This is a genomic window from Cellulomonas massiliensis JC225, from assembly GCF_000312005.1.
Taxonomy (GTDB): domain Bacteria; phylum Actinomycetota; class Actinomycetes; order Actinomycetales; family Cellulomonadaceae; genus Cellulomonas; species Cellulomonas massiliensis.
Window position 1 is genome coordinate 3,291,001 of sequence record NZ_HE978588.1, and the last position, 17,452, is coordinate 3,308,452.

The window sequence follows — 17,452 nt, forward strand, 5'->3', positions numbered from 1 at the left end:
GGCCCCGGTCGCGGAGCCGCCCGCCGTCACGTCGCCCATCGCCACCGCCCAGCCCGCCACCGCGCCCTACGCCCAGGTCGCGCGCCGCTCGACGGCCGTCGAGCCCGGCGAGACGAGCGACGACGTCCAGAAGCTGCGCGGCCCGGCCGCGCGCGTCGTGACGAACATGGAGTCCTCGCTCGAGGTCCCCACCGCCACGTCGGTGCGCGCCGTCCCGGCGAAGCTCATGGTCGACAACCGGATCGTCATCAACAACCACCTCGCCCGCGGGCGCGGCGGCAAGATCTCGTTCACGCACCTCATCGGGTTCGCGCTGGTCGAGGCCCTGCACGACATGCCGGCCATGAACGCCGCGTACCAGCTCGTCGACGGCAAGCCCGGCGTCGTGCAGCCCGGCCACGTCAACCTCGGCCTCGCGATCGACCTCGCGAAGCCCGACGGCACGCGGCAGCTGCTCGTGCCGTCCATCAAGAAGGCCGAGACGCTCGACTTCGCGCAGTTCTGGACCGCGTACGAGGACGTCGTGCGCCGCGCGCGGCAGAACAAGCTGACGGTCGAGGACTTCCAGGGCACGACGATCTCGCTGACCAACCCGGGCACGATCGGCACCGTCCACTCGGTGCCGCGGCTCATGCAGGGGCAGGGCACGATCGTCGGCGTCGGCGCGATGGACTACCCGGCCGAGTTCGCCGGCACGTCCGAGGACCGGCTCAACGCGATGGGCGTCTCGAAGGTCCTGACGCTGACGAGCACCTACGACCACCGCATCATCCAGGGCGCGCAGTCCGGCGACTTCCTGCGGATCATCGGCCGCAAGCTCCTGGGCGAGGACGGCTTCTACGACCGCGTGTTCGCCGCCGTCGGCGTCCCCTACGAGCCGGTGCGCTGGGTGCGCGACGTCTCGAACGACCCCGACGCCGAGGCGGTCAAGCCCGCGCGCATCGGCGAGCTCATCCACGCCTACCGCTCGCGCGGTCACCTCATGGCGGAGACCGACCCGCTCGCCTACCGCCAGCGCAAGCACCCCGACCTGGACATCCAGAACCACGGCCTCACGCTGTGGGACCTGGACCGCACGTTCCCGACGGGCGGCTTCACCGGCAAGCCCCGCGCCACGCTGCGCGAGGTGCTGGGCCTGCTGCGCGACTCGTACTGCCGCACGACCGGCATCGAGTACATGCACCTGCAGGACCCGCGCCAGCGGCGCTGGCTGCAGGAGCGGCTGGAGTCGGGCTACGCCCGCACGCCCCGCGAGGACCAGAAGCGCATCCTGCGCCGCCTCAACGCCGCCGAGGCGTTCGAGACCTTCCTGCAGACGAAGTACGTCGGCCAGAAGCGGTTCTCGCTCGAGGGCGGCGAGTCGGTCATCCCGCTGCTGGACGCGATCCTGTCGAAGGCCGCGGACAACGGGCTCGACGAGGTCGGCATCGGCATGGCCCACCGCGGGCGCCTCAACGTGCTCGCGAACATCGCGGGCAAGTCGTACGCGCAGATCTTCAGCGAGTTCGAGGGCAACCAGGACCCGAAGTCGGTCCAGGGCTCGGGCGACGTGAAGTACCACCTCGGCACCGAGGGCGTCTTCACGGCGGAGTCCGGAGCGACGACGAAGGTCTACCTCGCGGCGAACCCGTCGCACCTCGAGGCCGTCGACCCGGTGCTCGAGGGCATCGTGCGGGCCAAGCAGGACCGCATCGACCTCGGCGGCGACGGGTTCTCGGTGCTGCCGATCCTCATCCACGGCGACGCGGCGTTCGCGGGGCAGGGCGTCGTCTTCGAGACGCTGAACCTCGCGCAACTGCGCGGGTACCGCACCGGCGGCACCATCCACGTCATCATCAACAACCAGGTCGGCTTCACCACCGGCCCCTCGTCGTCGCGTTCGTCGCAGTACGCGACCGACGTGGTCAAGGGCCTGCAGGTGCCGGTCTTCCACGTCAACGGTGACGACCCCGAGGCCGTGGTACGCGCCGCGGAGCTGGCGTTCGAATACCGCGAGCAGTTCGACCGCGACGTCGTCATCGACATGGTCTGCTACCGCCGCCGTGGCCACAACGAGGGCGACGACCCCTCGATGACGCAGCCGCTCATGTACAACCTCATCGAGGCCAAGCGCTCGGTCCGCAAGCTGTACACCGAGACGCTCGTCGCCCGCGGCGACCTCACGCTCGAGGAGGCCGAGACCGCGCTGCAGGACTACCAGTCGCAGCTCGAGCGGGTCTTCACCGAGACGCGCGAGGACGGCTGGACGCCGCCGCCGGCCGACACCGAGGCGGTCGCCGGCCTGGAGCGGCCGGAGTCGCAGCTCGAGGACGCGGGCGTGATGGTGGGCTGGAAGACGGCCGTCGACGCCTCGACGCTCGCCCGCATCGGCCGGGCGCACGTCCGGCCGCCGGAGGGCTTCACCGTCCACCCGAAGCTGGCCCAGCTGCTCAGCAAGCGCGAGCAGATGTCGCGCGACGGCGGCATCGACTGGGGCTTCGGCGAGCTGCTCGCGTTCGGCTCGCTGCTCATGGAGGGCACGCCGGTGCGGCTCGCGGGGCAGGACTCGCGCCGCGGCACCTTCGTGCAGCGCCACGCGGTCTTCCACGACCGCGAGACGGGCGCCGAGTGGACGCCGCTGCTGTACCTGTCCTCCGACCAGGCGAAGTTCTGGGTGTACGACTCCTCCCTGTCGGAGTACGCCGCCCTCGGCTTCGAGTACGGCTACTCCGTGGAGCGCCCGGACGCCCTGGTGCTGTGGGAGGCGCAGTTCGGCGACTTCGTCAACGGCGCCCAGACGATCATCGACGAGTTCATCTCGTCCGCCGAGCAGAAGTGGACGCAGCGCTCGTCCGTCGTGCTGCTGCTCCCCCACGGGTACGAGGGTCAGGGGCCGGACCACTCGTCCGCGCGCATCGAGCGGTTCCTGCAGCTCGCGGCGCAGGACAACATGGTGATCGCCCAGCCCACGACGCCCGCGTCGCACTTCCACCTGCTGCGCCGCCAGGCGTACAACCGGCCGCGCAAGCCGCTGGTCGTCTTCACGCCCAAGTCGATGCTGCGCCTCAAGGCCGCGTCGTCCGCCGTCGAGGACTTCACGACCGGGACCTTCCGGCCCGTGATCGGCGACGACCTCGCGGCCGCGAAGGCCGACCAGGTGACGCGCGTGCTGCTGTGCTCCGGCAAGGTCTACTGGGACCTGCTGGCCGAGCGGGTGCGCTCCGGCGACGAGCGGACCGCGATCGTCCGGCTCGAGCAGCTGTACCCGCTCGACGCGGACGGCCTGCGCGAGGCGCTCGCGCCGTTCGGCGACGCCGAGCTCGTGTGGGTGCAGGACGAGCCCCGCAACCAGGGCCCGTGGTCCTTCCTGTCGCTGCACCTGCCGCAGCTGCTCGGCCGCACGCTCGACGTGGTGTCGCGCCCCGAGTCGGCGTCGCCCGCGGCCGGGTCGGCCAAGAAGCACCAGGCGCAGCAGGCCACGCTCGTGGAGCGCGCGTTCCTGCGGGCCTGACGACCGACGACGAGCGCCGCGTCCCCGGCCGGGGGCGCGGCGCTCGTGCGTCGGGGCGGCCGGATCCACGACAGGCCCGCGGATGACCGCCGATCCGCGGCCGCGGCTGGGATGATCGGCGGTGCGCGGGGCACCCGCGCGAGGACGGACCGGACGGAGGCAGGGCGTGGGTGAGCTGCGGCTCGTGGTGATCGGCGACGAGCTCGCGGCAGGGACGGGCGACCCGAAGGCGCTCGGCTGGGTCGGCCGGGTCGCGGCGCGCACCTCGACGTCCGACGTGCTCTCGGTGCTCACGCTCGCCGTCCCGGGCGAGACGACCACGGCGCTGGGCGCGCGGTGGCAGGACGAGGTCGAGCGGCGCCTGTCCCCCGAGGCGGACAACCGGCTCGTCGTCGCGCTCGGCCGCCACGACCTCGACGCCGGCCTGACGCTCGCGCGCAGCCGGCTCAACCTCGCCAACGTGCTCGACGTGGCCGAGCAGCAGCGGCTGCCCGCGTTCGTCGTCGGACCGCCCCCCGGCGCCACCGCGGACGGCGACCGCATCGCCGAGCTGTCCGCCGCGTTCGCCGACGTGGCCGCGCGCCGCCGGGTGCCGTACGTCGAGACCTACGGCCCGCTGGCGGCGCACGACCAGTGGCTGGCCGACATGGCCTCGGGCGTCGGCGAGCTGCCGAGCCAGGCCGGGTACGGCCTCATGGCGTGGCTCGTCCTGCACACCGGCTGGCACACCTGGCTCGGCCTGCCCGACGACGCGCAGTGACCCGCGGGCGCCGCTGACGGCTCCGCGGCTCGACGGCTCGGCGGCTCCGCTCGTTCAGCGCAGCGTCGAGCGGACCGAGCGCAGGGCGGTGTCGAGCACGGTGCGCAGGGTGTCGACCGTGAGCTGCTCGACGGCGCCCCGGGCGTCGGCCCGGCGCAGCTCGGCGCGCAGCTCGTCGCGGAAGCGCCGGACGAGGGCCTCCGACTCGACCCACCGCACGTGCGAGGCCACCCGCTCGTCGCGGTCCTGCACCGGAGGCCGGGGCGCGTGGGCGGCCTCGTCCCGGGCGCGCTGCGCGGCCGCGGCCAGGTCGGCCCGCAGGCTGGCCATCGAGTCGCGCACGTCGTCGCGCACGTGCACCGCGCGGTCGCGGACGGACTCGGCGATCCCCTCCTCCAGGTCGGCCAGGTCCCCCTGCCGGGCGGCCAGCTCGGCGCGGCCCGCCTCCGTGAGGGCGTACGTCGCCTTGCGTCCCTCGTCGCTGCGGGTGACGAGACCCTCGTCCTCCAGCCGGGCCAGGCGCGGGTAGATCGTGCCGGGGCTGGGCCGGTAGGTGCCGCCGAACCGGTCGGTGAGGGCGGTGATGAGCTCGTAGCCGTGCTTCGGCCCGGACTCCAGCAGCGCCAGCAGGTAGAGCCGCAGCTGGCCGTGGGCGAAGACGGGTGCCATCACGCGCCCGCCCGCAGCACCGTGACGTCGCCGGAGACCGTCGTCGCGGAGACGTAGCAGGCCCCGTCGCCGGACTGCAGGTCGACGGACCGGCCGCCGGACCCGCGGTGCTCGAGGTCGTCGAGGACGAGCCGCCCGGACACCGACTGCAGCTTCGCGCGGACCCCCTTGTCGTGCGGGACGCGGACGGTGACGTCGCCGGACACCGTGGACGCCGTCACCGAGGAGGTCGGCGCCGTGAGGTCGAGCGCGAGCCCGCCGGAGACGGTGTTGGCCTGCACGACCGTGAGGTGCCCCGACGCGGCGAGCTCACCCGAGACCGAGTGCAGGCGCAGGTCGCCGGTGTGGTCCCGGACGACGACCTCGCCCGACACGGTGCTGGCCGTCAGGCGGCCCCGCGTGTGGTCGGTCACGAGCGAGCCGGAGACCGTCGACACCGACGCGTCCTCGACGACGTCGGACAGCAGGCCGTCGGCGCTCACGGTGCCGAGCTTGGTGGCGACCTCGCGGTGCACGGCGATCGAGACGTCGACCCGGTCGCGGTCGCGGAAGTTCCGGAACCGCTCGAGGAACCCCTCCCACCCGCTGAGCGTGAAGGCGTACCCGACGCGGAGCTCGCCGTCGACGAGGCTCACCTCGAGTGGCCGGCCCTCCACGGAGTGCACCTCGACGCGCGCGCCCGGCTGGTCGCCCGCCACCACGTCCGCCCGACCGCCGACCACCTGCACGCGCAGCGCCGTCACGTCGTCGACCTCGATCACCTGCGGGCCCGACACGACCCAGGACTCGGATGCCATCGTTCCTCCACTCACGACATATCGCGTTCGTTGGACACGTTATATCGCGTCTTGGCGCGTGACAACCCCCTGCACAGGACGGCCCCCGCTCCCGGGAGGAAGCGGGGGCCGGCTCCGGCCGTCAGGTGAGGGCGCTCAGACGAGCACGCCCGCGGCGCGCAGCTCGACGGTGAGGTCGTGCGGGTTCGACGACGCGAGCAGCGCCTCCTCGTACGACGCGACGCCGTCGCGCACGAGCGCGAACAGGTGCTGGTCGAACGTCTGCATCTTGTAGAAGTCGCCCTCCTTGATGAGGTCCAGCAGCGGCGGGTTGTTCTCGGGGTCGACGATCGACTCCGCCGTGCGGCCGGTGTTGACCATGACCTCGATCGCCGGGGTGCGGCCCTGCCCGTCCTGGCGGCGCAGCAGGCGCTGCGACACGATGCCGCGCAGCATCTGCGAGAGCGCGATGCGCACCTGCTTCTGCTCGTGCGGCGGGAAGAAGTCGACGATGCGGTTGATCGTCTCGGGCGCGTCGATCGTGTGCAGCGTCGACAGGACGAGGTGGCCGGTCTCCGCCGCGGACAGCGCCGCGCGCACCGTCTCCAGGTCGCGCATCTCGCCGACGAGGATCACGTCGGGGTCCTGCCGCATCGCCGCACGCAGCGCGGTGGCGAAGTCCGAGGTGTCCATGCGGACCTCGCGCTGGGAGACGATCGACTTCTTGTCGTGGTGCAGGACCTCGATCGGGTCCTCGATCGTGATGATGTTGCACTCACGGAACGTGTTGATGAGGTCGATCATCGACGCCAGCGTCGTCGTCTTCCCCGAGCCGGTCGGGCCCGTGATGAGCACCAGGCCGCGGGGCTCGAGCGCCAGCTCGCCGACCACCTCGGGGATGCCGAGGTCGCCGAGCGACTGGGCGCCGACCGAGACGCGCCGGAACACCATGCCGTACGTGCCGCGCGCCTGGTAGGCGTTCACGCGGAACCGGCCGACGCCGGACAGCGAGTAGGCGAAGTCGGCCTCGTGGTGCTCGCGGAAGGTGTCGACGAGGTCGTCGGGCAGCACCTCCTCGAGCATGTGCTCCAGGTCGCCGGGCGTCAGGTCCGGGACCTGCAGCTTGCGCAGGCGGCCGTCGACGCGCACGCGTGCCGGCGAGCCGACCTTCACGTGCAGGTCGGAGCCTGCCGAGCTCGCGAGCGCGTGCAGGAGCGGGATGACGGACTGCAGTTGCTTGGCCACGGGCTGTGCATCGGCGCCCCGGGTGCCCGACTTGAGCGGATGCGCACCCCGCGTCGGACGCGGGCCGGCCGGGCGCCGGACCTCGTCCGCACCATCCAAACCCCTTGCCCGCGCCCCCGGACCCGGTCGAGTCTGGGACTCGCCCGCACGCCACGCGAAGGAGCGCCGCATGTCCGCCTCGCACAGCACCACCGGGACCCTCGACCTCGACGACCTGCGCGGCCGCACGAGCGGCGCCGTCGTCACGCCCGGCGACCCCCGCTACGACGAGCTCCGCACGATCGTGCTGGGCGGGATCGACCCCCAGCCCGCCGTGATCGTCCGGCCCGTCGACGACGCCGACGTCGTCGCCGCGGTCGGGTTCGCGCGCGACGCCGGCCTGACCCTCGCGGTCCGTGGCGGCGGCCACAGCGGCGCCGGGCACGGCACCGCGGACGGCGGGCTCGTCGTCGACCTGCGCGAGCGCCGTGGCATCGACGTCGACCCGGCCGCGCGCACCGCGTGGGTCGAGGCCGGCGCGACCGCCGGCGAGGTGGCCGTGGCGACGAGCGCGCACGGCCTCGCGGTCGGGTTCGGCGACACCGGCTCCGTCGGCGTCGCGGGCATCACGCTCGGCGGCGGCGTCGGGTACCTGTCCCGCGCGCACGGGCTGTCCGTCGACAACCTGCTCGCCGCGGACGTCGTCCTGGCCGACGGGCGGGTCGTGCGTGCGGACGCCGAGCAGCACCCCGAGCTGTTCTGGGCGCTGCGCGGCGGGGGCGGCAACCTCGGCGTCGTCACGCGCCTGCAGTTCCGGCTCCACCCGCTCGACGGCGTCACCGGCGGGATCCTCGTCCTGCCCGCGACGGCCGGGACGGTCGCGGGCGTCGTGGCGGCGTCGCTCGACGCGCCGGAGCACCTCGGCACGATCCTCAACGTGATGCCGTGCCCGCCGATGCCGTTCGTGCCCGCCGACGTGCACGGCCGGCTGGTCGTCATGGCGATGCTCTGCTGGTCCGGGCCCGCCGACGAGGCGGAGGCCGCGCTCGCGCCGTTCCGCTCGCTCGCCGAGCCGCTCGCCGACCTGGTGCGGCCCGTCGCCTACCCGGAGCTGTTCCCGCCCGCCGACCCCGAGTACCACCCGGTCGCGGTGACCCGGACGCTCATGCTCGACCACGTCGACCTGCCGCTCGCCGAGCGCGTGCTCGAGCGGCTCAGCAGCGTCGACGGCATGCGCGTCGTCCAGCTGCGGCCCCTCGGCGGGGCCATCGCGCGGGTGCCCTCCGACGCCACCGCCTACGCGCACCGCGGCAGCCGGCTCATGGGCAACGTCGCCACGTTCGTCCAGGGCGACGACCGGGCCCAGCGCACGGCGTGGGTCGAGAAGACGCTGGCGCTGCTCGACCAGGGCGACCCGGGCGTGTACGTGAACTTCCTCGGCGACGAGGGGCCCGAGCGGGTGCGCGCCGCCTACCCCGGAGCGACGTGGGACCGCCTCGCGGCGGTCAAGGCCCAGTACGACCCGGGCAACCTGTTCCGGCGCAACCAGAACGTCCCTCCGGCCGGCTGACCGGCGCCGTGCCGCTGCCGCTGGGCCTGACGCGCGTCGTCCGCCGCGTCGCGAACCCCGTGATGGTCCGCCTCGCGGGGCACGGCTCGCTCGTGGTGCTGGAGCACGTGGGGCGACGGACGGGCACCGTGCGGCGCACCCCGCTCATGGCCTTCCGGCACGGCGGCACCGTCACCGTCGCGCTGACCTACGGCCCCGACGTCGACTGGCTGCGCAACGTCCGCGCCGCGGGCGGCTGCCGCATGCTGCTGTCCGGGCGGGTGCTCCACCTGGGGCCGCCGCGCCCGCTCGCCCCGGAGGTCGCCCTCGGACGGATCCCGCAGCCGCAGCGCGCGCTGCTGCGGTGGCCGGTGCGGTGCCGGGACTACGTCGAGCTCGCGGTGCTGGACGCCGTGCGGTGACCGTGCACGGCTGCTGCCGCCGGTGTGGGACCATGGGGGCTCGCGTCGTCGATCGTCCGGGCTGTCGCCGTCCGGGCGCCGTCGTCGCCCCGGCCCGCCCGGAGCGCGACGGACCGCTCGAGACGCGCCGCCCGCAGGCCCGCGGGCCGCAGGCCCCTAGCCCGCACGACCGACAGAAGGAGACACCCATGAGCAAGCGAGGCCGCAAGCGCCGTTCCCGCGCCGGGAGCGCCGCCAACCACGGCAAGCGTCCCAACGCCTGACGTCGGACCCCCGACGCCCGAGGGCCCCGTCGCGCAGCAGCGCGGCGGGGCCCTCGTCGTCCCGGTGGTCAGGAGTCGGCGATGCGCGTGATCCGCAGCGTCGAGATGTGCGCGGTCACGCGGGCACGCAGCTCGTCGGGCGCGATCTCCACCTGCTCGTAGCAGCGGCGCACGAGCTTCTTCACGACGAGCTCGACGTCGTGCTCGGCGAGGCAGCCGCTGCACTCGGCGAGGTGCTCACGGACGCGGTCCGCCTCGGGCGCCTCCAGCTCGGAGTCGAGGTACGCCCACAGCTCGGCGACGGCCTCGTCGCAGTCGCAGCCGGACTGCGAGGTCCGTGCCACGGGCGTCGGCGTCCCGGCCTCGTCCCACGTCGTCATCGGTCCCCCTCCGAGTCCTTCGCCGCCGGCACCAGGCCACGCTCGCGCGCGTAGTCCGCCAGCAGGTCCCGCAGCTGGCTGCGGCCGCGGTGCAGCCGGGACATCACCGTCCCGATCGGCGTGCCCATGATCTCGGCGATCTCCTTGTACGCGAACCCCTCGACGTCGGCGAGGTACACCGCGATGCGGAACTCCTCGGGGATGCGCTGCAGCGCGTCCTTGACGTCCGAGTCCGGCAGGTGGTCCAGCGCCTCGGCCTCGGCCGACCGCAGCCCCGCCGACGTGTGCGACTCCGCACGCGCCAGCTGCCAGTCCTCGATCTCCTCGGAGCGGGACTGCTGGGGCTCGCGCTGCTTCTTGCGGTACGAGTTGATGTACGTGTTCGTCAGGATGCGGTACAGCCACGCCTTGAGGTTGGTCCCGGGGCGGTACTGGTGGAACGCCGCGAACGCCTTGGCGAAGGTCTCCTGGACGAGGTCCTCCGCGTCGGCGGGGTTGCGCGTCATCCGCAGCGCCGCGCCGTACAGCTGGTCCAGGTACACCAGCGCCTCGGCCTCGAACCGCTCCGTGCGCGCGGCGGGGTCCTCGGACAGGGGCGCGCGCGACGTCTCGTCCGCGCTCTCGGCGGTCGGCTGGACCGGGCTCTCACTCATCGGCGTCGAGCCTATGCCCCAGGGGAACGGTCCACCGAACGGCGTCACCGGGTGGACCGGGACGACCGCCACGGGGCGCACGTCCGGCGCGAGGAGCAGGCTCATGACAGGCTCCAACACCGGCTCCGCGGCGCAGATTCCCGAGCCTGGTGCGGGTTTCGCCCTCGCCCCCGGCCGCTGCCGGGACGCGGCTGCGGGACGCGAGTAGCGTGGCAGCAGCCCGGCCGTCGCCGGGCGGACCGCCGTCCGGAGGGGCTCCCGTGCTGCTGCGTCGACTCGCCCGTGCAGGGTTCGCGTCCTGGTTCGTCGCCGAGGGGCTGTCGGTGGTCCGGCACCCGTCGGCCCACGTGGCGGAGGCCCGCGCCGCGCTCGACGCGACCCGCGACCTGGTGCCCGCCGAGGCGCGGACGGGCGCCGTCGGCGACGTGCTGGACCAGCACCTGACCGACCGCCAGCTCACCACGGTCGTGCAGGTGCACGGCGCGCTGCTGCTCGCGGCGGGCAGCGCGCTCGCGCTGGGCCGGGCCCCACGCGCGGCGGCGCTCGCCCTCGCGGCGCTCACCGCACCGCTGGTCGCCCTGTACCTGCCGGACAAGCGGCTCGACGGCGGCGACCGCGTGCGCCGGCGCGAGCGCACCGAGAAGCTCGTCCGGGCGGTGGCGTTCACGGCCGGCGCGGTGCTCGTCGCGGCCGACCGCGAGGGCCGCCCGTCGCTCGGGTGGAAGGTGCGCCACGCGATCGACGAGCGCACGGCGGCGCGCGCGGGCTCCTGAGCCGCCGACCGGCCGCCGGACGCGCCCGCGGACGCCCCGAGCGCCGCCGGTAGCCTGGCCGCATGACCGCTGCGCAGCCCACCGCCGCCCTGTGGACCGCCCCCCGGGCGACGGGACCGCTGGACGCGACGGTGGAGGTGCCCGGCTCGAAGTCGCTCAGCAACCGCTACCTCGTGCTGGCCGCGCTGGCCGCCTCGCCGAGCCGCCTGCGCGCCGTCCTCGGCTCGCGCGACACCCGGCTCATGGCGCAGGCCCTGCGCCGGCTGGGCGTCGGCGTCGACGAGCACGCCGGCGCGCAGGGGTCCGACTGGGTCGTCACGCCCGGACCGCTGCGCGGCGGCACGACGGTCGAGTGCGGCCTGGCGGGCACCGTCATGCGGTTCGTCCCCGCGCTCGCGGCGCTGGCCGACGGGCCGGTCCGGTTCACGGGCGACGCCGAGGCGCTCGCGCGGCCGATGGGTCCGGTGCTGGACGGGCTGCGGCAGCTCGGCGTGCGGGTCGACGACGAGGGCGAGCCCGGTCGCCTGCCGTTCACGGTGCACGGCACGGGGTCGGTGGCCGGCGGCGAGGTCGAGGTCGACGCCTCGGGCTCCTCCCAGTTCGTCTCCGGGCTGCTGCTGGCGGGCGCCCGGTTCGAGCGCGGGCTCGTCGTGCGGCACGTCGGCGCGACGCTGCCGAGCCTGCCGCACATCGCGATGACCGTGGAGGTCCTGCGGGCGGCCGGCGTCGACGTGGACGACTCGCGGCCGGCCACGTGGGAGGTCCGGCCGGGCGTGGTCGCCGGGCGTGACGTGCGGGTCGAGCCCGACCTGTCGAACGCGGCCCCGTTCCTGTGCGCCGCCCTCGTCGCCGGCGGGACGGTGCGGGTCCCGGGCTGGCCTGCCGCCACGACCCAGCCGGGCGCGCTGCTGCCGGGCATCCTCGAGCGCATGGGCGCCACGACGTCGCTCGAGGGCGACGTGCTGACCGCGAGCGGCACCGGAACCGTCCGCGGCGTCGACCTCGACCTGCACGCCGCGGGCGAGATCGCCCCCACGATCGCCGCCCTGGCCGTGCACGCGGACTCCCCCACGCGGCTGCGCGGCATCGCCCACCTGCGCGGGCACGAGACCGACCGGCTGGCCGCCCTCGCGGCGGAGATCACGCGCGTCGGCGGCGAGGCGCGCGAGACGGACGACGGGCTCGTCGTCACCCCGCGTCCGCTGACCGGCGGGGCGTGGCGCACCTACGCCGACCACCGGATGGCGACGGCGGGCGCGCTCGTGGGGCTGCGCGTGCCGATCGACGTCGAGGACGTCGCCACGACCGCGAAGACGATCCCGGACTTCGTCGGCCTGTGGTCCGGGATGCTGGCCGGGAGCCGATGAGCCGCGGGGCGCGCCGGTGAGCGGGCGGCGGTACGACGAGAGCGACGTCCGCATCCGGCCGGGCCGGGGCAGCCGCCCGCGCACCAAGCAGCGGCCCGCGCACGAGGACGCGGAGAGCGCGCTCGTCACGGGCGTGGACCGGGGGCGCTACGCGGTGCTCGTCGACCCGGCGGGCCCGGACGAGCACGCCGCGACCGCGATGAAGGCGCGCGAGCTCGGCCGCGAGCGCGTCGTGCCCGGCGACCGGGTGGACCTCGTCGGCGACACCACCGGCGACGAGGGGACGCTCGCGCGCATCGTCCGGATCGGCGAGCGGCGCACGGTGCTGCGGCGCACCGCCGACGACACGGACCCGGTCGAGCGGGTGATCGTCGCGAACGCCGACCAGCTCGTCGTCGTCACCGCGCTCGCCGACCCGGAGCCGCGCACCCGCATGATCGACCGCTGCGTCGTCGCCGCCTACGACGCCGGCATGGACGTCCTGCTGTGCCTGACGAAGGCCGACCTGGCGTCGCAGGACGAGCTGGTCGCCATGTACGCGCCGATCGGCGTGCGCGTCGTCGTCACGCAGCGCGGCGAGGGCGGCGCGATCGTCGGGCTCGACGAGGTCCGCGCGGCGCTCGACGGCCGGGTGTCGGTGCTCGTGGGGCACTCGGGCGTGGGCAAGTCGACGCTCGTCAACGCCCTCGTCCCCGACGCGCGGCGGGCGACGGGCGTCGTCAACGACGTCACGGGCCGCGGGCGGCACACGTCGACCTCGGCCGTCGCGCTGCGCGTGCCGGGCGGCTCCCCCACGTGGGTCATCGACACCCCCGGGGTGCGCTCCTTCGGGCTCGCGCACGTCGACCCCGCCCACCTCGCCGGCGCCTTCCCCGACCTCGCCGAGGTCGTCGCCCAGTGCCCGCGCGGGTGCACGCACGCGGACGACGCCCCCGACTGCGAGCTCGACGCGTGGGTCGAGGGCGCACCCGACGACGAGACCCGCGAGGCCCGCCGCGCCCGCGTGGAGTCGTTCCGCCGCCTGCTCGCGAGCCGCCTCGGCTCGGCGGACGCCGACCCGCGCGAGGCCGGCGTCGAGCGGCGCCCCTGACGCGCACCTCCCCCGATGTCCCGGCGGGCGCCGATAGCGTGTCCGCCATGAGCCAGCGCACCGGGTACGACGACGACCTGCGCCTCGCGCACGTGCTGGCCGACCAGGTCGACGCGCTGACGATGTCGCGCTTCAAGGCGCAGGACCTGCGGGTCGAGACGAAGCCGGACCTGACGCCCGTCACGGACGCGGACCGCGCCGCCGAGGAGCTGATCCGCCAGGGCCTGTCCCGGTCCCGGCCGCGCGACTCGGTGCAGGGCGAGGAGCTGCCGACCACCGGCCACGGGCCGCGGCGCTGGGTGGTCGACCCGATCGACGGCACCAAGAACTTCGTCCGCGGCGTGCCCGTGTGGGCCACGCTCATCGCGCTGCTCGACGGCGACGAGGTCGTGGTCGGCCTGGTGAGCGCCCCCGCGCTCGGCCGCCGCTGGTGGGCGGCCCAGGGCCTCGGCGCCTGGACCGGGCGGTCGCTGGCCGCCGCCACCCCGATGCGCGTCTCGCAGGTGACCGAGCTCGCCGACGCGTCGCTGTCGTACTCGAGCCTCGGCGGCTGGGAGGAGATCGGGCGGCTCGGCTCCTTCTTCGACCTCGCGCGCAGCGTGTGGCGCACCCGCGCGTACGGCGACTTCTGGTCGCACGTGCTCGTCGCGGAGGGGGCGGTCGACGTCTCGTGCGAGCCGGAGCTGGCGCTGCACGACATGGCCGCGCTGGTCCCGATCGTCACCGAGGCGGGCGGCCGGTTCACCTCGGTGACGGGTGAGCCCGGGCCGTGGGGCGGCTCGGCGCTCGTCACCAACGGGCACCTCCACGACGCGGCCCTCGCGCTGCTCGAACCGCGCGGCTGAGGCGACCGCCCGGCTCCTGCGGGCGCGGCGCCGGGCTGGGAGGCTGGCGGCGTGGAGCCGCACCTGCAGCACCGGGCGTCGTCCTTCGGCGGCGGCGTGGACGCCTACGCGGCGCGCCCGGGCTACCCCGACGAGGCGGCGCGGTGGTGCCTGCCGCCCGGCGCGCGGGACGTCGTCGACGTCGCGGCCGGCACCGGCAAGCTGACCGCCGCCCTGCTGCGCGCGGGGGTGCGGGTCCGGGCCGTGGAGCCCGACGACGCGATGCGCGCCGCCCTGGAGCGCGACCTGCCCGGCGTCCCTGCCGTGCGCGGGACGGCGGAGGCGACGGGCCTGCCGGACGCGTGCGCCGACGCCGTGACCGTCGGGCAGGCCTGGCACTGGTTCGACGCGCCGCGCGCGGCCGCCGAGCTCGCGCGCGTGCTGCGGCCGGGCGGCCGCCTCGCCGTGCTCTGGAACACCGAGGAGCCGGAGGCGGGGACGTGGGTCGAGGCGTACCGGGACCTGCTCCACCGCGACGACCCGATGGCGTACGACCACGTGCGCGAGCCGGCGCTCGGCGCGCGGTTCTCGCCGCCGGAGCACGCGACGTTCCCGTGGGTGCGCAGCGTGACCCGGGCCGAGGTGCGGCTGCTGGCCGCGAGCCGCTCGTACGTCCTCACGATGCCGCCCGAGCGGCGGGAGGCGCTGCTCGACGAGATCGACGCGCTGTGGGGCACGCACCCCGACCTGGTCGGCCGCGACGACGCGCCGCTGCGCTACACGACCCGGTGCTGGCGCGCCGTCAGGCTGCCAGCGCCGCCGGCAGCTCGCTGAGCGACCGGATCACCGTCACGCCCGCGAGCCACGCCTCGTCGACGGGCCGCCGCCGCGCGCCGGGGCGGTCGAGCCACACGCCGACGAGCCCCGCGTCCCGGGCGGCCGCCGCGTCCACGTCCGGCTCGTCGCCCACGTACGCGGTGCGCGCCGGGTCGGTGCCGAGCCGGCGGCACGCCTCCAGGAACACCCTCGGGTCGGGCTTGCCGAAGCCCAGGGTGTCGACCGTGACGAGCAGGGGCACCCGGTCCAGGCCCGTCGCCTCCAGCTTGGCCTGCTGGTACGCGGTCGCGGCGTTGGTCAGCGCGCCGACCACCACGCCCGCGTCCAGCAGCGCGTCGACCACGTCGTCCGCGTCGTCGTGCCGCGCCCAGGCGGCGCGGAAGGTCCCGTCGAAGACGCCGTCCCACTCCGCGAAGGACTCCTCGTCCAGCGCCGGCCCGCCGAAGCGCGCGTGCAGCTCGTTGGCGCGCGCCAGGCGCTGCGCCTCGTGGCTCACCTCGCCGCGCGTGTAGGCGGCGTAGTGGCCGCCCGCGTCGGCGCGCCACACCGAGAGGATCTCGGCGTCGCGCTCCGGCCCCGTGGGCAGGTAGCGCCGCGCGACGGCCGCGAGCGCGTGCACGAACGCGCCGCGCGTGTCGACGAGGGTGTCGTCGACGTCGAAGAGCACGCCGTCGACCCGCAGGGCGGGCGCGACGGGGTCGGCCGCCGTCACAGCGTGGCGCGCAGCGCGGCGACCCGGGCCAGCGTCGCGTCGCGGCCGAGGATCTCCATCGACTCGAACAGCGGCGGCGAGACGCGCCGGCCCGTGAGCGCGACGCGCAGGGGCGTGTACGCGAAGCGCGGCTTGATGCCCAGCCCGGCCTCGTCGACGAGCGCCGCCTGCAGGGCGGCCTGCGTCGCCTCGGTCGTGAACCCGTCCGCGGGCAGCTCGGCCAGCACCCGCGCGGAGGCGTCGAGCACGTCGGCCGCCTCGTCGCGCAGCGCACCGCGTGCGTCGTCCGTGATCTCGAGCGCGTCGTCGGCGACGAACAGGAAGCCCAGCATCCCGACGACCTCGCCGAGCAGCGTCATGCGCTCCTGGACGAGCGGCGCGCCGGCGTCGAGCAGCGCCTGGTGCTCCGGCGCCAGGTCGGCGTACGAGCCCGCGGGGACGAGCCCGGCGGCGTGCAGGTACGGGACGAGCCGGTCGCGGAAGTCGTCCGGGGCGAGCAGGCGCACGTGCGCGGCGTTGATGGCCTCGGCCTTCTTGAGGTCGAAGCGGGCGGGGTTCGGGTTGACGTCGGCGACGTCGAACACCTGCGCCATCTCCTGCAGGCCGAACACGTCGCGGTCCGGGCCGATCGACCAGCCGAGCAGGGCCAGGTAGTTGAGCAGCCCCTCCGGCAGGAAGCCGCGCTCGCGGTGCAGGAAGAGGTTCGACTCGGGGTCGCGCTTGGAGAGCTTGCGGTTGCCCTCCCCCATGACGTACGGCAGGTGCCCGAACACCGGCATGACGCTCGCGACGCCGATCTCCATGAGCGCGCGGTAGAGCACGACCTGGCGGGGCGTCGACGAGAGCAGGTCCTCGCCGCGCAGGACGTGCGTGATGTCCATGAGCGCGTCGTCGACGGGGTTGACGAGCGTGTAGAGCGGGTGCCCGTTCGCGCGCACGATCACGTAGTCGGGCACCGAGCCGGCCTTGAAGGTGACCTCCCCGCGGACGAGGTCGGTGAACGAGACGTCCTCGTCGGGCATCCGCATCCGGATCACCGGCTCGCGGCCCTCGGCGCGGTAGGCCGCCTTCTGCTCCTCGGTGAGGGCGCGGTCGTAGCCGTCGTAGCCCAGCTTGGGGTCGCGGCCGGCGGCGCGGTGGCGCGCCTCGATCTCCTCGGGCGTCGACCACGACTCATAGGCGTAGCCGCCCTCGACCAGGCGCCGGACCACGTCGGCGTACAGGTCGTAGCGCTGGGACTGCCGGTAGGGCTCGTGCGGGCCCCCGACCTCCACGCCCTCGTCCCAGTCGAGGCCCAGCCAGCGCAGCGCGTCGAGCAGCTGCAGGTAGCTCTCCTGCGAGTCGCGCTCGGGGTCGGTGTCCTCGATGCGGAAGACGAACGTGCCGCCCGTGCGGCGCGCGTACGCCCAGTTGAACAGCGCCGTGCGGATGAGCCCGACGTGTGGGGTGCCGGTGGGGGACGGGCAGAAGCGGACACGCACGGCGGGGGTGGTCATGGGCTTCAGCCTAGGGCCGCCGACGGGCTCCTCCCGTCGCCGTCAGCGCAGCGCGCGGGCGACGCGGACGGGCACGACGAGCCGGAGGACGGACCGCCGCCCGACGGCCACCGCGCGCCGCGGCAGCCGCCGCGCCCGCGCGCGCTCGGCGAGCTCGTGCACGGCCG

At 75.0% G+C, this 17,452-nt stretch carries 17 protein-coding genes; 10 read left to right on the forward strand and 7 right to left on the reverse strand.

Annotation, left to right across the window (positions count from 1 at the left end; genetic code table 11):
* A partial coding sequence (locus HGCM_RS18565) for a multifunctional oxoglutarate decarboxylase/oxoglutarate dehydrogenase thiamine pyrophosphate-binding subunit/dihydrolipoyllysine-residue succinyltransferase subunit (RefSeq protein ID WP_081596416.1) occupies positions 1-3,490 on the forward strand: 3,490 nt, incomplete at its 5' end.
* Between the two features lie 166 nt (positions 3,491-3,656).
* The gene (locus HGCM_RS15655; RefSeq protein ID WP_019137760.1) at positions 3,657-4,250 is read left to right on the forward strand and encodes a GDSL-type esterase/lipase family protein; all 594 of its coding nucleotides are present in this window, start codon (positions 3,657-3,659) and stop codon (positions 4,248-4,250) included.
* Positions 4,251-4,304: 54 nt separating this feature from the next.
* Here HGCM_RS15655 and HGCM_RS15660 read toward each other — a convergent pair whose 3' ends face one another.
* From HGCM_RS15660 to HGCM_RS15670, 3 genes are all read right to left on the reverse strand, one after another.
* Positions 4,305-4,919 carry a PadR family transcriptional regulator gene (locus tag HGCM_RS15660; RefSeq protein WP_026075530.1) on the reverse strand — a complete coding sequence of 205 codons (615 nt, stop codon included), beginning with the start codon at positions 4,917-4,919 and terminating at the stop codon, positions 4,305-4,307.
* Positions 4,919-5,716 (reverse strand): DUF4097 family beta strand repeat-containing protein, encoded by a 798-nt coding sequence (locus HGCM_RS15665; RefSeq protein ID WP_019137762.1) that lies wholly within the window; start codon positions 5,714-5,716, stop codon positions 4,919-4,921. Before HGCM_RS15665 ends, HGCM_RS15660 begins: the two co-directional genes overlap by 1 nt.
* A gap of 135 nt (positions 5,717-5,851) precedes the next feature.
* Positions 5,852-6,940 carry a type IV pilus twitching motility protein PilT gene (locus tag HGCM_RS15670; RefSeq protein WP_019137763.1) on the reverse strand — a complete coding sequence of 363 codons (1,089 nt, stop codon included), beginning with the start codon at positions 6,938-6,940 and terminating at the stop codon, positions 5,852-5,854.
* A gap of 169 nt (positions 6,941-7,109) precedes the next feature.
* On the opposite strand from HGCM_RS15670, the gene HGCM_RS15675 reads away from it, so the two are divergent.
* The 3 genes from HGCM_RS15675 (at position 7,110) to HGCM_RS20575 (ending at position 9,153) form a co-directional block, all read left to right on the forward strand.
* Positions 7,110-8,489: an FAD-binding oxidoreductase gene (locus HGCM_RS15675; RefSeq protein WP_019137764.1), complete on the forward strand. Its 1,380-nt coding sequence runs from the start codon at positions 7,110-7,112 to the stop codon at positions 8,487-8,489.
* An 8-nt stretch (positions 8,490-8,497) separates the two neighbouring features.
* Positions 8,498-8,890 (forward strand): nitroreductase family deazaflavin-dependent oxidoreductase, encoded by a 393-nt coding sequence (locus tag HGCM_RS15680; protein ID WP_019137765.1) that lies wholly within the window; start codon positions 8,498-8,500, stop codon positions 8,888-8,890.
* Between the two features lie 188 nt (positions 8,891-9,078).
* On the forward strand, positions 9,079-9,153 hold the full coding sequence (locus HGCM_RS20575) for a 50S ribosomal protein bL37 (protein ID WP_118766687.1): 75 nt from the start codon (positions 9,079-9,081) through the stop codon (positions 9,151-9,153).
* A 68-nt stretch (positions 9,154-9,221) separates the two neighbouring features.
* On the opposite strand, the gene rsrA is transcribed toward HGCM_RS20575, so the two are convergent.
* Together rsrA and HGCM_RS18570 are read right to left on the reverse strand one after the other, a co-directional pair.
* On the reverse strand, positions 9,222-9,533 hold the full coding sequence (gene rsrA / locus HGCM_RS15685; protein ID WP_019137766.1) for a mycothiol system anti-sigma-R factor: 312 nt from the start codon (positions 9,531-9,533) through the stop codon (positions 9,222-9,224).
* Positions 9,530-10,291, reverse strand: a complete 762-nt coding sequence (locus HGCM_RS18570; RefSeq protein ID WP_019137767.1) for a sigma-70 family RNA polymerase sigma factor — start codon at positions 10,289-10,291, stop codon at positions 9,530-9,532. The genes rsrA and HGCM_RS18570 overlap by 4 nt, the downstream gene beginning before the upstream one ends.
* Before the next feature lie 155 nt (positions 10,292-10,446).
* Between HGCM_RS18570 and HGCM_RS15695 the strand changes: the two genes are divergently transcribed.
* The 5 genes from HGCM_RS15695 (at position 10,447) to HGCM_RS15715 (ending at position 15,074) form a co-directional block, all read left to right on the forward strand.
* On the forward strand, positions 10,447-10,959 hold the full coding sequence (locus HGCM_RS15695; protein WP_019137768.1) for a hypothetical protein: 513 nt from the start codon (positions 10,447-10,449) through the stop codon (positions 10,957-10,959).
* A 62-nt stretch (positions 10,960-11,021) separates the two neighbouring features.
* Positions 11,022-12,326: a 3-phosphoshikimate 1-carboxyvinyltransferase gene (gene aroA, locus HGCM_RS15700; protein WP_019137769.1), complete on the forward strand. Its 1,305-nt coding sequence runs from the start codon at positions 11,022-11,024 to the stop codon at positions 12,324-12,326.
* 16 nt (positions 12,327-12,342) lie between these two features.
* Positions 12,343-13,416 carry a ribosome small subunit-dependent GTPase A gene (gene rsgA / locus HGCM_RS15705; RefSeq protein ID WP_019137770.1) on the forward strand — a complete coding sequence of 358 codons (1,074 nt, stop codon included), beginning with the start codon at positions 12,343-12,345 and terminating at the stop codon, positions 13,414-13,416.
* 47 nt (positions 13,417-13,463) lie between these two features.
* On the forward strand, positions 13,464-14,261 hold the full coding sequence (locus tag HGCM_RS15710) for an inositol monophosphatase family protein (RefSeq protein ID WP_019137771.1): 798 nt from the start codon (positions 13,464-13,466) through the stop codon (positions 14,259-14,261).
* 51 nt (positions 14,262-14,312) lie between these two features.
* Positions 14,313-15,074 (forward strand): class I SAM-dependent methyltransferase, encoded by a 762-nt coding sequence (locus HGCM_RS15715; protein ID WP_019137772.1) that lies wholly within the window; start codon positions 14,313-14,315, stop codon positions 15,072-15,074.
* Here the strand turns inward: HGCM_RS15715 and HGCM_RS15720 are convergent.
* Together HGCM_RS15720 and gltX are read right to left on the reverse strand one after the other, a co-directional pair.
* Positions 15,043-15,789, reverse strand: coding sequence for an HAD family hydrolase (locus HGCM_RS15720; RefSeq protein WP_019137773.1), 747 nt, complete (start codon positions 15,787-15,789; stop codon positions 15,043-15,045). The two genes, HGCM_RS15715 and HGCM_RS15720, sit on opposite strands and share 32 nt — an antisense overlap.
* On the reverse strand, positions 15,786-17,285 hold the full coding sequence (gene gltX, locus HGCM_RS15725) for a glutamate--tRNA ligase (protein WP_019137774.1): 1,500 nt from the start codon (positions 17,283-17,285) through the stop codon (positions 15,786-15,788). Before gltX ends, HGCM_RS15720 begins: the two co-directional genes overlap by 4 nt.
* Between the last annotated feature and the right edge of the window lie 167 nt (positions 17,286-17,452).

What these genes read in the sequence shown, in the direction of transcription:
- HGCM_RS15660 (WP_026075530.1), bottom strand. Translation starts at nt 4,919, where the DNA reads ATGGCACCCGTCTTCGCCCACGGCCAGCTGCGGCTCTACCTGCTGGCG.
- HGCM_RS15665 (WP_019137762.1), bottom strand. Translation starts at nt 5,716, where the DNA reads ATGGCATCCGAGTCCTGGGTCGTGTCGGGCCCGCAGGTGATCGAGGTC.
- HGCM_RS15675 (WP_019137764.1), top strand. Translation starts at nt 7,110, where the DNA reads ATGTCCGCCTCGCACAGCACCACCGGGACCCTCGACCTCGACGACCTG.
- rsrA (WP_019137766.1), bottom strand. Translation starts at nt 9,533, where the DNA reads ATGACGACGTGGGACGAGGCCGGGACGCCGACGCCCGTGGCACGGACC.
- HGCM_RS18570 (WP_019137767.1), bottom strand. Translation starts at nt 10,291, where the DNA reads ATGAGCCTGCTCCTCGCGCCGGACGTGCGCCCCGTGGCGGTCGTCCCG.
- aroA (WP_019137769.1), top strand. Translation starts at nt 11,022, where the DNA reads ATGACCGCTGCGCAGCCCACCGCCGCCCTGTGGACCGCCCCCCGGGCG.
- HGCM_RS15710 (WP_019137771.1), top strand. Translation starts at nt 13,464, where the DNA reads ATGAGCCAGCGCACCGGGTACGACGACGACCTGCGCCTCGCGCACGTG.
- gltX (WP_019137774.1), bottom strand. Translation starts at nt 17,285, where the DNA reads ATGACCACCCCCGCCGTGCGTGTCCGCTTCTGCCCGTCCCCCACCGGC.